13 protein-coding genes are annotated in these 14,456 nt (G+C 38.2%); 7 read left to right on the top strand and 6 right to left on the bottom strand.

What is annotated here, in order from left to right; all coding sequences use genetic code 11:
• Window positions 1-148: 148 nt before the first annotated feature.
• A complete protein-coding gene (locus BFJ97_RS22485; RefSeq protein ID WP_068986841.1) occupies window positions 149-697 on the bottom strand; it encodes an NAD(P)H-dependent oxidoreductase in 549 nt (182 codons plus the stop codon).
• Window positions 698-1,191: 494 nt separating this feature from the next.
• Between BFJ97_RS22485 and BFJ97_RS22480 the strand changes: the two genes are divergently transcribed.
• The 6 genes from BFJ97_RS22480 (at window position 1,192) to eno (ending at window position 8,711) form a co-directional block, all read left to right on the top strand.
• Window positions 1,192-2,226 (top strand): sugar-binding transcriptional regulator, encoded by a 1,035-nt coding sequence (locus BFJ97_RS22480; protein WP_068986840.1) that lies wholly within the window; start codon window positions 1,192-1,194, stop codon window positions 2,224-2,226.
• 122 nt (window positions 2,227-2,348) lie between these two features.
• Window positions 2,349-3,365, top strand: coding sequence for a type I glyceraldehyde-3-phosphate dehydrogenase (gap, locus tag BFJ97_RS22475; protein ID WP_068986839.1), 1,017 nt, complete (start codon window positions 2,349-2,351; stop codon window positions 3,363-3,365).
• 548 nt (window positions 3,366-3,913) lie between these two features.
• On the top strand, window positions 3,914-5,098 hold the full coding sequence (locus BFJ97_RS22470; protein ID WP_068986838.1) for a phosphoglycerate kinase: 1,185 nt from the start codon (window positions 3,914-3,916) through the stop codon (window positions 5,096-5,098).
• A gap of 22 nt (window positions 5,099-5,120) precedes the next feature.
• Window positions 5,121-5,882: a triose-phosphate isomerase gene (tpiA, locus tag BFJ97_RS22465; RefSeq protein WP_068986837.1), complete on the top strand. Its 762-nt coding sequence runs from the start codon at window positions 5,121-5,123 to the stop codon at window positions 5,880-5,882.
• Window positions 5,875-7,416 (top strand): 2,3-bisphosphoglycerate-independent phosphoglycerate mutase, encoded by a 1,542-nt coding sequence (gene gpmI / locus BFJ97_RS22460; RefSeq protein WP_068986836.1) that lies wholly within the window; start codon window positions 5,875-5,877, stop codon window positions 7,414-7,416. The genes tpiA and gpmI overlap by 8 nt, the downstream gene beginning before the upstream one ends.
• Before the next feature lie 2 nt (window positions 7,417-7,418).
• Window positions 7,419-8,711: a phosphopyruvate hydratase gene (gene eno, locus BFJ97_RS22455; protein ID WP_068986835.1), complete on the top strand. Its 1,293-nt coding sequence runs from the start codon at window positions 7,419-7,421 to the stop codon at window positions 8,709-8,711.
• 200 nt (window positions 8,712-8,911) lie between these two features.
• Here eno and BFJ97_RS22450 read toward each other — a convergent pair whose 3' ends face one another.
• Window positions 8,912-9,511, bottom strand: a complete 600-nt coding sequence (locus BFJ97_RS22450; protein ID WP_068986834.1) for a hypothetical protein — start codon at window positions 9,509-9,511, stop codon at window positions 8,912-8,914.
• A 274-nt stretch (window positions 9,512-9,785) separates the two neighbouring features.
• Between BFJ97_RS22450 and BFJ97_RS22445 the strand changes: the two genes are divergently transcribed.
• Complete coding sequence (locus BFJ97_RS22445; protein ID WP_068986833.1) at window positions 9,786-10,301, top strand: GNAT family N-acetyltransferase; 516 nt, start codon at window positions 9,786-9,788, stop codon at window positions 10,299-10,301.
• Between the two features lie 49 nt (window positions 10,302-10,350).
• On the opposite strand, the gene dltD is transcribed toward BFJ97_RS22445, so the two are convergent.
• From dltD to dltA, 4 genes are all read right to left on the bottom strand, one after another.
• Window positions 10,351-11,526 carry a D-alanyl-lipoteichoic acid biosynthesis protein DltD gene (gene dltD / locus BFJ97_RS22440; protein ID WP_068986832.1) on the bottom strand — a complete coding sequence of 392 codons (1,176 nt, stop codon included), beginning with the start codon at window positions 11,524-11,526 and terminating at the stop codon, window positions 10,351-10,353.
• Complete coding sequence (gene dltC, locus BFJ97_RS22435; protein ID WP_068986831.1) at window positions 11,523-11,756, bottom strand: D-alanine--poly(phosphoribitol) ligase subunit 2; 234 nt, start codon at window positions 11,754-11,756, stop codon at window positions 11,523-11,525. The genes dltD and dltC overlap by 4 nt, the downstream gene beginning before the upstream one ends.
• Before the next feature lie 67 nt (window positions 11,757-11,823).
• A complete protein-coding gene (dltB, locus tag BFJ97_RS22430) occupies window positions 11,824-12,987 on the bottom strand; it encodes a D-alanyl-lipoteichoic acid biosynthesis protein DltB (RefSeq protein ID WP_068986830.1) in 1,164 nt (387 codons plus the stop codon).
• A complete protein-coding gene (gene dltA / locus BFJ97_RS22425) occupies window positions 12,984-14,456 on the bottom strand; it encodes a D-alanine--poly(phosphoribitol) ligase subunit DltA (protein WP_068986829.1) in 1,473 nt (490 codons plus the stop codon). Before dltA ends, dltB begins: the two co-directional genes overlap by 4 nt.

Here is a 14,456-nt window from a genome sequence, read left to right as displayed (position 1 = left end):
AAGTTAGCCAGTTTATGATACGGATTCTATATGATCCCAGAGGCTGGTCGACTTTTCTTCACTTCTACTAAATAAAATAGTAGCACAAACCATGGCCTTGGTTTGTACTACTAATCTTAGTATGTTTCTTATTCAAAAAAGCAATCTTTTACAGGTTGTCAACAAAATTCAAATAATCTTGAGAGCTTTTTTCCAATTCGCCTTTAAATTGTACATTTTCCATACTAGGTGCTTCTTCTGTGCCGTAAAACGCAAAGAATGAACGATAATCTGCATTGCAGTATAGGAAGGTAGTTTCAAAAGGAGATAATAAATGTTCGAGTGTATAGCCATATCTTCCTTCTTCACTATAATCTTTTTTACTAATGCCTGCTGATACAGCTAAAGCAACTTTGCGATTCATTAATTTATTCCCGCCATTTGAACCATAAGCCCAACCATAAGCAAATACATCGTCAAGCCATTTTTTAAGGAGAGGCGGACAATTAAACCAATATATAGGGAACTGAAGAACAAGATTCCCATGAGATTCAACCAATTTTTGTTCTTTTTCTACATCAATGTTTCCATTGGGGTACACTTTATACAATTCGTGTACAGTATACTTTTCCGGATATTTTTTAAGTTCTGTTACCCATCGCTTATTTATGACAGAAGTATTTATGCTAGGGTGAGTTACGATAACTAGAGTTTTCAAAGTTTAGTCCTCCCAAGAATTATTTATTTCTTCTCGAGTATAAAGAACAAACCACTAATATATAAGTATGCACATTTAGTACAGGTACTTTCATTAAGGTAAGTGTCCCTACTTAAATGGCGGGTACGATTGTCGAACAAGTAGAAAATGATCCATAAAAAACGAATCCTGTATCTGCCGGATAAGAATTCATTTTTTCAATCTTTTTTCAAAATGGGTTGGGTTTTTCTATTGTACCATCAATGTTTGTAGCGCACTTCTGATCAAACTTTATTTTAAAGCCCATTAGAGATGCAATAAAAATTTATCCCAATGTGCCTCAGCACCATATATGATTAAGCCGCTTTGTTGTAAATAATAATTCTTTATGCCAATACATAGCATTTACTTGCTCTTTATTTTCATGCGTATTATAATAAAACCATAAGTGGGACATAATTTTATACAGTGGGACAAAATACAACCCACAACTATCAAAAAGGGAGTAGATGAATATGTTATCTGTACCTGAGGCACAGCAAAAGCTACTTCCAGAAATATCTCCGCTTCTTCAATCAAGATATCGTATTTTGCAAACAGTTCAGCTAATGCAGCCAATTGGGCGTCGAACACTTGCGGATTCACTTAAAATGACCGAACGAGAAATTCGTAAAGAAACGGATATTTTACGTGAACAAGGGTTATTAGATTCTCTAAAATCGGGTATGGTATGTACAGACGACGGTGAAGTAGTTATTGAAAAACTAAGAGCACTAGTCTATGAATGGTCTGGTCTTACACAGCTAGCTAAATTACTGGAAAATCATTTTGGCTTACAGCGCGTAATTGTTGTTCCAGGTGATTACAATGAAGACGATACGGTATTAACATTGCTTGGAAAAGAGGCGGCACATCAATTTATATCAACAAGCTTTGATGGTCAGATAGTAGCTGTTACGGGTGGAAAATCGGTTGCATCCATCACGCAATTCTTACATCCAGCTGATACACACAACATTACATTTGTTGCTGCACGTGGTGGCATTGGACATGAAATGCAAATGCAAGCTAATACACTTGTCTCGACCTTCTCCATGCAGATGGATGCACAATATCGTACCTTGTTTTTACCTGAGCATTTAAGTGAGCAGGCTTATCAAGCAATGTTAACAGAGCCAATGGTAACTGAAATGATGGATTATTATGATCGTGCAGATTGTGTCATTCATGGTATTGGCTCGGCAGAGGAAATGGCTGTTCGTCGTAATTCATCACCTGAGGATTTGCGGATTCTCGAAGAAAAGGGAGCAGTTAGTGAAGCATTTGGCTATTATTTCAATGCAGAAGGCGAAATTGTACATCGAATTCGAACAATCGGTATTCAGTTTGAGCAAGTTCAAAGAAGTAAGCAAGTCATTGCAGTTGCTGCCGGTAAACAAAAAGTGAAGGCCATGCTATCGTACTTTAAGGTAGCACCAGAGCAAACAATTTTTATAACGGATGAGGCAGCTGCAAAAGCGATTGCTGAAGGATTACCTTCTTATAAATGAATACACCGTCTTTAGAGATGGAAAAAGTAATAGGTAACTCGTAGCTCAGCGGGTGCAATAACACCCTCTGAATGAGTATAAAAGCAAAATCTATCATTTAAACATTATTGGAGGAATTGACAATGGCTTTAAAATTAGCGATTAATGGATTTGGACGTATTGGACGATTAGTATTTCGTGAAGCATTGAAACATGATGAATTTGAAGTGGTTGCAGTAAATGACCTAACAGATGCAGGTCAGCTTGCACACTTATTGAAATATGATTCAGTACACGGTATCTACGATGCTGATGTTTATGCAGAAGGCGATTCTTTTGTAGTAAATGGACAAAATATTAGAGTTTATGCTGAAAAAGATCCGTCTAATTTACCTTGGGGTGAACTAGGTGTAGATGTAGTACTTGAGTGTACAGGTAGATTCCGCTCAATGGAAGAAGTAGGCAAGCATATTCAAGCAGGTGCTAAAAAAGCAATTCTTTCAGCTCCAGCGAAGGGTGACATGCCGACATTTGTAATGGGTGTAAACCACGAGGATTACAATCCTAAAACCGATGACGTTATTTCAAACGCTTCTTGTACAACGAACTGCCTAGCACCAGTAGCTAAAATACTTGATGAAAAATTCGGTATTGCGCGCGGTATGATGACGACAATTCATTCTTATACAAACGATCAACGTATCCTTGACTTCCCGCACTCTGATCCACGTCGCGCACGTGCCGGTGCAGTGTCAATGATTCCAACTACAACAGGAGCAGCAGTAGCGGTTTCAAAAGTATTACCTCAATTAAAAGGTAAATTAGATGGTTTCTCTATGCGTGTACCGACACCAAACGTGTCATGTGTTGACTTAGTAGTAGAGCTAAAATCAGAAGTAACAAAAGAATCCATTAATGCTGCATTAAAAGAAGCTTCAGAAAACGAGCTTAAAGGTATTTTAGGATATAATGAACTACCATTAGTTTCAATTGACTACAATGGTAACCATAACTCTTCAACTGTAGATGGACTATCTACAATGGTATTAGAAAATAGTATGGTGAAGGTTCTAGCATGGTATGATAACGAAATTGGTTATTCTACTCGATTAATGGACTTAGCTTTATATATCGCAGAAAAAGGATTAGATCATAAATAAGTATCATAATTCGACATTTGAAGTAAAAAGTGTGACATAATACCGCTTTTTACGCACAAAAAGTATAGCCTTTATAATATCTAAAAGATATAATATACAAGGGTAATGAGAGTAAGGGAAATTTACCCTTACTCTTTTTTTATACGTTATATAAGTAAGTGTGCTTTTCTTATGAATGGTTATGCTAATGCAAGACATCGAACAAGACTTTTGCTACTATTAAAAACAAGTAAAAGGGTACTTCACCATAAAGTGGGGTTGATTTCCGTTCCGACAGGGCGCTTTCCTGGGGGCGTCCGATGAACCGCTTCACTCGCGATGCTCGCTCCAGGGTCTCATCTGTGACGCTGATCCCCGAGGAGTCGCCCAGTCTGCACTCCAATCAATTTATATACATGGCATACGTTTTAACAAATGCCATTCCTAATTTTGGTGATGATAGACCGAATAATTTTATCTAATACAGTATAAGTTAGTGAATGATGTGAGGAGCCAAGATGGGTGAATCCAAGGAATTCACGACTAAAAACTTTGAAGGGGGTTTCTTCATGTTAAACAAGAAGACGATGAAAGATATTGATGTAAAAGGCAAGCGCGTATTTGTACGTGTTGATTTTAATGTACCAATGGCAGATGGTGTGATTACTGACGAAACACGTATTCGAGCAGCGATCCCTACAATCGAATATTTGGTTGAGCAAGGTGCAAAAGTAATTTTAGCTTCTCACTTAGGACGTCCAAAAGGTGAAGTAAAAGAAGATATGCGCCTAACTGCAGTAGGCGTTCGTCTAGCTGAGTTAATGGGTAAACCTGTTACTAAATTAGATGAGTCGATTGGTCAAGCAGTAGAAGAAGCTGTTGCAAACATGCAAAATGGCGACATGCTTCTACTTGAAAATGTACGCTTCCACGCTGGTGAAGAGAAAAATGATCCAGCATTAGCAGAGCAGTTTGCAAAATTAGCGGACGTTTATGTGAATGATGCGTTTGGTGCCGCTCACCGTGCACATGCGTCAACAGAAGGAATTGCAAAGCACATACCAGCTGTTTCTGGTTTCCTTATGCAAAAGGAATTAGATGTGCTAGGTAAGGCATTATCTAACCCAGAGCGACCATTTACAGCAATTATCGGTGGTGCCAAAGTTAAAGATAAAATTGGTGTTATTGAAAGCTTATTAGAAAAGGTAGATCACCTAATTATCGGTGGCGGCCTATCATTCACATTCATTAAAGCGCAAGGCTACGATATCGGTAAATCTTTATTAGAAGAAGATAAAATCGACCTAGCAAAATCCTTTATTGAAAAAGCCAAAGCAAAAGGCGTGCAATTACATATGCCAGTCGATGCAGTTGTCGCAAATGAATTTTCAAAAGATGCAGAAACTCAAATTGTAGATGTAGATGCGATTCCTGCCGATTGGATGGGCTTAGATATCGGTCCGAAAACAGCTGCGAATTATGCTGAGGTTATTAAAGATTCTAAATTAATTATTTGGAATGGACCAATGGGTGTTTTTGAAATGGATAAATTTGCGAACGGTACAAAAACTGTAGCTGACGCAATGGCAACAACAACTGGTTATACAGTGATCGGCGGTGGAGATTCTGCAGCAGCAGTCGAAAAATTTGAAGTTGCCGATAAAATGGACCACATTTCAACTGGTGGCGGTGCATCACTTGAATTAATGGAAGGTAAAGAGCTTCCAGGAATTGTGGCATTAAACGATAAATAAAAACAATTTGGGAGGCAAAACGATGCGTAAACCAATTATTGCAGGTAACTGGAAAATGTATAAAACATTTGAAGAGGCGATCCAGTTTGTCGATGCTGTACAGGACAAACTTCCTTCAAACGATAAAGTAGACGCTGTTGTTTGCGCACCAGCACTTTATCTACCTACACTTGTGCAGGTTGCTAGTGAATCAGAGCTAGCCATTGGCGCACAAACGATGCATTATGAAAACGAAGGTGCATTCACTGGAGAAATTAGTCCAGCACAGCTAGCAAGTGTGGAAGTAGACTATGTTATTTTAGGACACTCTGAACGTCGTGAATACTATAATGAAACAGATGAAGCAATCAATAAAAAGGTTGCTGCAGCACTTGCGCATAATATCGTACCAATTATTTGCTGTGGTGAAACGCTTGAGGAACGTGAAGCGGGAACTACGGAGCAAAAGGTTGCTCGTCAAATAACAGCGGCTCTTGCTGGTTTTGAGGCACAAGAAGTGGAGCATATGGTAATCGCCTATGAACCGATTTGGGCAATTGGTACGGGTAAAACGGCTACAGCAGAAGATGCTAACCAAGTATGCGGAGCAATTCGTGCAGTCGTTCAAAAATTATATAACGCTGAAACAGCCGATGCAGTACGTATTCAATATGGCGGTAGCGTAAAACCTGAAAACATTCAGGAATTATTATCAAAAGAGCATATCGACGGCGCTTTAGTCGGTGGTGCAAGCTTACAACCAGAATCTTATTTAACATTATTGGAGGCGGCAGCAAATGCCTAAAAAGCCAGTAGCATTAATTATTTTAGATGGCTTTGCATTTCGTGATGAAACTTTCGGGAATGCAGTAGCACAAGCAAACAAACCTAATTTTGATCGTTTTTGGAATGAGTTCCCGCACGCAACATTAACTGCAGCAGGTGAAGCTGTGGGTTTACCTGATGGTCAAATGGGGAATTCTGAAGTTGGACATCTGAATATCGGTGCTGGGCGTATTGTTTATCAAAGCCTAACACGCTTAAACAAATCGATTCGTGAAGGGGATTTCTTTACGAATACAGCATTTTTGGATGCAATAGCGCATGCTAAAGCGCATCAATCAAAGCTTCATGTTATGGGCTTACTTTCAGATGGTGGCGTACATAGCCATTATGAGCATATGTTTGCACTATTAAAGCTTGCAAAACAACAAGGTTTAGACGAGGTCTTTGTACATGGTTTCTTAGATGGTCGTGATGTTGGACCAAAAACAGCACTAGACTATATTGAAGAAACCGAAAAACAAATGGCGGAAATTGGCGTAGGTCAATTCGCTTCCGTTCATGGTCGTTACTATGCAATGGATCGTGATAAACGCTGGGATCGTGTAGCCCTTACGTACAATGTACTAGTAGATGGTGTTGGTCAAACAGCTGACAGTGCTAGAAGTGGTGTCGCAGAATCATATGAGCGTGATGTAACAGATGAATTTGTCATTCCATTCAGCATTCAAGAGCATGGGGAGCCAGTGGCAACGATTAACGATAACGACGCTGTTATTTTCTTTAACTTCCGTCCTGATCGTGCCATTCAACTGTCAAAAGTATTTACTAATAGTGAGTTTGATGGCTTTGCTTTATCAGCGAAACATCCACAAAATTTAAAATTTGTGTCATTCACACATTATAGTGATGAAGTAAATGCTCAAGTTGCCTATGCAAACGACAACTTAAAAAATACGATTGGTGAAGTGTTAGCTTCTAATGGCAAAACACAGCTACGTATTGCAGAAACAGAAAAGTATCCGCATGTGACATTCTTTATGAGTGGTGGTCGTGAGGAGAAATTTGAAGGTGAAGAGCGTATTTTAATTGCATCTCCAAAGGTTGCAACATACGATTTAAAACCTGAAATGAGTGCCTATGAGGTAACAGAAGCATTGCTTGCAGAGATTGCGGCCGATAAATTTGATGGGATCATACTTAATTTCGCTAACCCAGATATGGTTGGGCATAGTGGAATGTTAGAGCCAACGATTAAAGCCATTGAAGCAGTCGATGAATGTCTTGGTAAAGTAGTAGATGCACTCCTTGCAAAAGGTGGCGCAGCTATTATTACAGCTGACCATGGTAACTCTGATGAAGTTCTTACTTTAGTAGGGGAGCCAATGACAGCTCATACAACAAATCCTGTTCCAGTAATTGTGACAAAACCAAATTTAATGTTAAGAAATGGTGGCATTTTAGCCGATTTGGCGCCTACCATGTTAGAATTATTAGAGGTGTCACAACCTTCTGAAATGACAGGACAATCATTAATTGAAAAAGAGGAGAATTAATTATGCCATTTATTACACAAATTTATGCGCGCGAAGTTTTAGACTCACGTGGGAACCCAACAGTAGAAGTTGAAGTATTTACAGAATCAGGCGCTTTTGGTCGCGCTATCGTGCCATCAGGTGCATCTACAGGTGAATACGAGGCAGTAGAGTTACGCGACGGTGACAAATCACGTTACCTAGGCAAAGGTGTATTAAAAGCAGTTGAAAATGTAAACACAATCATTGCAGAAGAGTTAGAAGATAACTATTCTGTTCTTGACCAAGTAGTGATCGACAAAGCTTTAATCGAGCTAGATGGCACAGAAAACAAAGGTAAATTAGGTGCCAACGCCATTCTAGGTGTATCGATGGCAGTTGCACATGCTGCGGCAGATTATTTAGATGTACCTCTTTATCAATACCTTGGTGGGTTTAACTCAAAACAACTACCAGTACCAATGATGAACATCATAAATGGTGGCGCTCACGCTGACAACAACGTAGATATTCAAGAATTCATGGTAATGCCCGTAGGCGCTGAATCATTCCGTCATGCATTACGTATGGGTGCTGAAATCTTCCACAACTTAAAAGCAGTACTTAAAGCTAAAGGCTATAATACGGCTGTAGGTGACGAAGGTGGTTTCGCTCCAAACCTTGGTTCGAATGAAGAAGCCATTACTGTAATTTTAGAAGCAATCGAAAAAGCTGGCTATAAACCAGGTGAAGAAGTAAAACTTGCAATGGACGTTGCTTCATCTGAATTATTCAATAAAGAAGATGGCAAATATCACTTAGATGGTGAAGGTGTTGTCAAAACTTCTGAAGAAATGGTTGACTGGTACGAAGAGCTTACAAATAAATATCCAATCATCTCAATTGAAGATGGCTTAGACGAAAACGACTGGGCTGGACACAAATTATTAACAGATCGCATTGGCGCTCGCGTACAATTAGTAGGCGACGATCTATTCGTAACAAATACGAAAAAATTAACAGCTGGTATTGAGCAAGGTGTTGGTAATGCAATCCTTATCAAAGTAAACCAAATCGGTACGTTAACAGAAACATTTGAAGCGATCGAAATGGCAAAACGCGCTGGTTACACAGCAATTATCTCTCACCGTTCTGGTGAATCTGAGGATGCAACAATTGCTGATATCGCAGTGGCTACAAACGCTGGTCAAATTAAAACAGGTGCTCCATCTCGTACAGACCGCGTAGCTAAATACAACCAACTTCTTCGCATCGAAGATCAACTTGGTGTAACAGCTGAATACCTTGGTTTAAAATCTTTCTATAACTTAAAATAATCATGGTAGCTGCTATTATTCAGTAGCTTTACGGACATCGCCTCAAAGGTATACAAATACTTTTGAGGCGATTTTTTTGTTGCTCGGATTTATCCAAGAAGGTAGGGTGGAAAAGAGCGCGGGTTCCGGAGAGAACTGCTCTGGCAGGATAAAAACCCCACTATAATTAAAGTGCACCGTATATGCCCTTGAAATTAGGTTTACTTTTCAGTTATTTTTAATTTTAATAAATAGACAAGATGGTCATCATCTATCATTTTTTTTACTTCATTCTCGTCCTGTAAGTCGTATGTTCGTATAGAGTTTCCTTTTGATTCTCTGTATACTCCCAGTAAATAGGTTTCATTTAATTCTAATTTTACTGTTTCATCTCCAATTGCATATTCCCATCCACTAATACTAGCAACAGATTGAGATTTGTCGATTTTCTGAGGAGTTGTTTTAACACTTGGCCCATAAAGAAAAGCAAGAGATGTATCGTCAGCATTGATGATGCCAAGTCCTATATTACCTTCCTCTAATTTCTTTGGACTTAGCCCATAGGAAAGTGCGATTAATGATTTAGACTCCAATTGTCCATCTTTGTAACTTTCAACCCAAAGGTCAACCCAATTTTTATCAGCATTATTTAATTTGAAATCAAAGTCGAATACTATCCCTAAATGTAATTCTTTAAAAGTAGTCACATATTCAGAATCCGTGTTAATTGAAATAGTCGCTAACTCTGTATCCTTTTGATTAGCACAACCTGAAAGCAATAACAAAAGTAATGTTGATACGATACTAAAAATTTTTCTCAATACATCAACCTCGCCTTTTATGAATTGACTGCCTTTTATTAATGAAGGCAACTTGTTTTATATATTATTATTCGGCAAATATTGTAAGTGAACCTTGTACTGCTTTTAACGGAATGGATGCATTTTTTTCGTTTGTCCATCTTTACATGACCCAGTGAAATTGGATTTACTTTTTCTAGTATCAGAGCTATGCAAGTGCAGTTGTTCGCCCGTTATTATATAGTTAAAAAGGTTAGAAAATGGAGAATACAATACCGAAAGGAAAGTGGAAACTATGAAAGTTCTTGAAACAGAACGACTCACGCTTCGGTTACAAACAACAGAGGATGCGGATTTTATCCTTGAGCTAGTGAATGATCCTTCGTGGCTGCAGTTCATTGGTGATCGTGGTGTGAGAACAGTAGAGGATGCACGTGAATATATATTGAATTCAATTAACATGTATGAGAAATCTGGCTTCTGTTTTTATTTAGTTGAAAGAAAAGAAGATAATATCCCGCTTGGAATTTGCGGTCTAGTTAAAAGAGATTCGCTAGAAGATGTGGATATTGGCTTCGCTTTTCTCCCTACGTATTGGGGAAAAGGATACGCCTATGAAGCCGCTTCAGCAGTATTAGCATATGGTCTAGATACACTAGGACTAAAGCGTATTGTAGCGATCACAACTCAAGATAATTACGCTTCAGCAAAGTTACTCGAAAAGGTAGGCTTGAAGTTTGAGAGATTAGTCCAACTTTCGAATGATGAAGAAGAACTAAGACTCTTTTCATTAGATAGAAGCACAGTATAAAAAAGAGACAGTCTTTCGTGGTGAACACGTTAGACTGTCTCTTTGCTTGTTATTGCTGTTCCCAATATTTGTCTAGCTCTTGGTCTACATATACCCAGCCTTTCCATGCGATATGAATCGTATCCATTATAAAATACGGATCATATTCATGGTCAGAGAAGTCAACATATGGAACATTCGCATCCGTTAAGATTTGCTCCATTTTTGCGTAATACTTTTGTCGACGTTCCTCAGGGTATGCCGTGTAGTCATACCAATGACCATTGACCGGAATAGAGATAAATAGTGGCTTTGCACCTGCATCCTTTAACACATCAATAACTAACTGAAAATCCTCATATTCGGGTGAATCCGTATAATCTTCGTCTTTACGCATGCCTTCAAACTTAGATAAATTCGCATTTACAAGCCGTTTATAAAATTTATTTTCAATCATTAAATCATTGGATACACGTTTGTCGCCATATTCCTCAGCATGTTGCAATTGTTGCTCAAATGTTTGATTTGTTACTAGTTTGTCATTACTTTTTAATTTATGAGACTCTCGCGGGAAAATGGAGTAATACAAATCTTTTTTCTCTAGCATTTCCTTTTGAACACGACCAGCCATCAGGGCAAGGCGTCCAACGATAGGTCTTTTCTTCCCGTCGGATAATTTATACTCATAAATCGTTTTTAACAGTTGATCTCGATTTACTGTATCGAATTCTAAAAGCCGTTTCATTGCTCGATTTCGAAGCTCTTCATCAATGTCCTTATTGTATGCTAAATCGTAGGCATGCAACATCGAATAGTTAGGAGAAAAATGTAATTCATCCATCCCTTTTTTCGTAAACCATTGAGGAGAAATGATGAATACAATTTTTTTATCCTTTAAATTGTTCTCCTGTGCAGCAAAATTTAAAAAGTGTGTTATCGACTGCATACCTCCTCGCCCAATCATAAACGGCGTATACGGGGCATCCGTAGCTCGCGCATAATTATAAGGGTGGAAGGGGTCAAAACGATTTAGTTCTGAGGAGCCATATAAAGGCAAGGAATTAGCCTCCTGCAACATCCGCTCCTGGTAATACATACCTTGGAACACTAACGGAGACATACTGGTTTTTACCTGCTCTACATCTTCATCTGAAATCCAAGCTTTGATCCAGGAGTTAGGGAAGAATAAAAAGGCAGCAAAAAGAACAAACGCAATTAAAAGTGATAAAAAGCCTTTCTTTATCATTGTCTTTCAGCTAATTTCGCTGCAATACGATTTGGCGTGTTCCATTCCTCACGGTTAAAATCAGTAATTGGCACTGAGATGTCAAAGCGGTTTTCAATTTCAACTAATAAATTAATCGTACCGAATGAATCAAGAAGTCCTTCTTCAAATAAATCGATATCTGGGTTTTCTGAAACAATATCGTCCTCGCATAACTCTACTAACATTTCTAAAACTTGTTGTTTATCCATAATAATAATTCTCCTTTATTGTATAGGCTGTGTTATTTAGCAATGATTCATCGTAACAAGCCGTTGTTTAAAATAATGTTCCTGAAAAAATATAGAAGCCAAAGCAAATGGCATTAAAAGTGATAAACACGCCGATTGCATGTGTCCATTTATTTTTTGGCCAAAGCTTATGCTTTTTATTCCAGCGTTCAAATTTATCGAAGCTGATAATCAATAAGGCATGGTAGAGACCGTAGACAACAAAGTGCCATTCCAATCCATGCCAAATCCCCATTAAAAAGAAGAGTAAAAAGAAGCCAAGATACGAAATTGCATATTTGTTTTTAATCCATTTTTTCTTCGTCATCCAAAGCACAAAGCGCATATAGACATAATCTCTGAACCAGAATGAAAGGCTCATATGCCAGCGGTTCCAGAAGTCTTTAATATTTCGACTTGTGAATGGACGGTTAAAGTTAATAGGCGTTTGAATACCCATAATGCGACTGACACCAACAGCGAAAGCACTATAGCCCGCAAAATCGAAAAATAAATAAAAACTATACATATACATATACGCTAAGTGCCCTTGAAAAGGTGTCAAATAGTTATACGTATGATTTGGTAAATACATCAGTGCGTAGTTGTATATTAAATAAGCCAAAATAAATTTATATAAAAAGCCTACAAATATATAATTTATCCCACTTAACAGTAGCTTTTGATAGTCTTCACCAGACGGCACGGTATGCATATCTTTAGAAAAGCGTCGCCAACGATCGATCGGTCCCGAAGATACAGTTGGGAAGAACAGTAAGAAATAGGCAAGCTCCACTGCTGAAATTTTATCCTTAATTAAGCCATCGCGTGTCTCTAAAATCATTTGGATCGCTTTAAAGGTGATATAGGATACCCCTAAGAAGCCAAATAAATTTTTAAGACCAAGTATCGGAAGAACCTTTACAAGTACAAGCGGCAAAATGGACAAGAGCACAGCGATAATGAATATGGAAGTGCTATTCTTCTGTAATCGATATTTTTGGTAAGCGATGATTAATACTAACTGAAATAGTGTAAATAGTATAAGAGAAATTGAGCCGTTAAGGGAGTGACCAAATATAATTGCTAAAACGATAATCGAAATAAAGATATTATAGCCTTTAGCTGATTTTCCACGTAGCCCTAAAATAATTGTTGGCAATAACAAAATACCAATGATGATGAAAAAACCTATATTTCCAAAAGGCGTCATACTGTCTCCATAACCGCCAATCCTTTACGATCAACTTTACCGTTAGTATTTAAAGGTAAAGTGTCAATGTATTTGAAAGTTTTCGGAATCATATAAGATGGTAAATAATCCGATAACAAGGCTTTTAGTTGCTTCGTCATTTTGAAAGCAGAGTCCGTTAAAGGCTCTCGAAGAACAATAAAAGCACTTAGTGAAATAATCTCATCATTTTTATAGATTGGAATAACAACACAGCTAGAAACAGGTGGAAGATTGCCAATTTGTTTTTCAATCTCTTCGATTTCTAAACGATAACCGTGCAATTTTACCTGAAAATCCTTTCGTCCAGCAAAGAACAGATAACCATCCTTTTCATAACCCATGTCCCCAGTTTTATAAATACGTTGATCCCCTATTGTAGGAAAGGCCGCAAGTGTTAAGTCAGGCGCCCCAAGATAGCCTGCACTAACAGTTGGTCCAGAAATAATAATCTCACCATCTTCTAGTAAGGCTAGATTAGGCTCAGATTGAGGTGCGATTGGTAATTGATCAAATTGCTCTAAAAGCTCCGCTGTTACTTCTACATAAGATACAGCAACGGTTGTTTCAGTAGGGCCATATAAATTAAAAATAGATGCTTGTGGGAAGCGTTGCATTAATTCTTTTGCTAAGGATATTGGCAAAACCTCTCCGCAGAACAAAAACGTATTTAAAGAAGGCATTAACGCTTGATGCCACTCTTTGTTCATTAAACAAATTTTTGCAAAGGAAGGTGTGGAAGTCCAAACTCGAATACCAGAAGTAGCTAATGAATCGAACAACGCCTTTGGATTAGCAATTTGCTCTTGCGTGATTGCGTAAAGCGTCTGCCCACTAACGAGTGCAGGATATAAATCCATTACAGATAAATCAAAGGAGTAAGGCGCTTGATTTAGGAATACACCAGATTCTTGTAAGGGGAAGTGTTCATGCATCCAAGCAACAAAGTGTGCTAAATTATCGGCTGTAATTTGGACACCCTTTGGTTTACCAGTAGAACCAGATGTGTAAATAATATAATGAATTTCTTGCTTCTGAACCCATGTTGAAGGCTGTGTTGAAATGTTGGTAGTTTGAGTCACTACATCACTTACCTCTACTACAGGAACGGACTGGTGCGTACTTAATGCTTCAGTCTTTAGTAGTAAGCAAGCCTGAGACGCTTCTATAATGATTTGTAGCCTTTCAGACGGTGTAGATGAGTCAACAGGTACATAAGGATGCCCAGCCTTTACAGCACCTAAAAAAGCAACAATTTGTAAAGGCGACATATGCCCATAGACGACAATGGGTTGTTGCCTTTTTAAATCAAGAGCTTTTAAATAGTGTGCTACACAATCAGATAGATGCCAAAGCTCACCATACGTTAAGGACTCATTATTGGTTTGATATGCAGTTCGATGTGGATGTTCATGTGCCACATTTTGAATAGCCTCTAAAATACTTAACAT

Source organism: Lysinibacillus xylanilyticus (genome assembly GCF_001708185.1).
In the GTDB taxonomy this organism is placed as follows: Bacteria; Bacillota; Bacilli; order Bacillales_A; family Planococcaceae; genus Lysinibacillus; species Lysinibacillus xylanilyticus_A.
The sequence above is the reverse complement of the archived record's forward strand: the minus strand, read 5'-3'. Positions and strand labels throughout refer to the sequence as shown.